This is a genomic window from Bacillus sp. SIMBA_074, from assembly GCF_046534555.1.
Lineage (GTDB): Bacteria > Bacillota > Bacilli > Bacillales > Bacillaceae_G > Bacillus_A > Bacillus_A mycoides.
In genome coordinates this window covers 1-252 of sequence record NZ_JAWRYM010000922.1, presented here as the reverse complement: position 1 = coordinate 252, position 252 = coordinate 1, and the positions used below count along the sequence as shown (strand labels likewise).

Annotated in this window: 1 protein-coding gene; it reads left to right on the top strand. The window is 38.5% G+C overall.

The window, feature by feature from the left end; genetic code table 11:
* The coding region (gene lepB, locus SB773_RS33470) for a signal peptidase I (protein WP_410594760.1) at positions 1-252 on the top strand (252 nt) is incomplete at both ends.

The following is a 252-nucleotide window of genomic DNA, read 5'->3' as shown; positions in this document are numbered from 1 at the left end:
AATAAAATCCATTATCAGATTCAAGATATCAACCGTTTTGACATTATAGTTTTTCATGCGCATGCACAGGAAGATTATGTTAAGCGAGTTATAGGGATTGCAGGTGAACGCATTCGTTATAAAGATGATTGGCTTTACGTAAATGGTGAGAAAGTGGATGAGCCTTATCTTGAGAAATACAAGGAAGGTTTCCCGGGACAGGATTTTACGGGCGATTTTACATTAAAGGAATTGACGGGCATGACAACAGTC